This window comes from Limosilactobacillus reuteri subsp. porcinus, from assembly GCF_036621895.1.
Taxonomy (GTDB): domain Bacteria; phylum Bacillota; class Bacilli; order Lactobacillales; family Lactobacillaceae; genus Limosilactobacillus; species Limosilactobacillus reuteri_J.
In genome coordinates this window covers 1-306 of sequence record NZ_LN887454.1, presented here as the reverse complement: position 1 = coordinate 306, position 306 = coordinate 1, and the positions used below count along the sequence as shown (strand labels likewise).

The following is a 306-nucleotide window of genomic DNA, read 5'->3' as shown; positions in this document are numbered from 1 at the left end:
AAATGGCATTTGCCTGAGCTCCAGCAGAGCTTTTCGCAAATAAGCTATTCTTTCGAATAAGAGTTGATGGACGAATCGCTTGTTCAACCGGATTATTTGTTAATGGTACTCGGCCATCTTCAAAAATTCGATACACTCGTGTTTTTAACTTTAAAGCATTGTTAATGGCGGCTCTTAAACGCCCTTGAGGAAAGTTAATGTTTTCTAAATAGGCATAGAATTTATCCATCAAAGGCTTCACGTGCAACCGACGTTGCACTAGTTTTTCCTTATGATTGGAATATGTTAATTGTTTCTCTTCATGAA

General features: G+C 37.6%; 1 protein-coding gene. It reads right to left on the bottom strand.

What is annotated here, in order from left to right:
- On the bottom strand, positions 1-306 hold a 306-nt coding region (locus AACL61_RS07595), incomplete at both ends, for an IS66 family transposase (protein ID WP_339111198.1).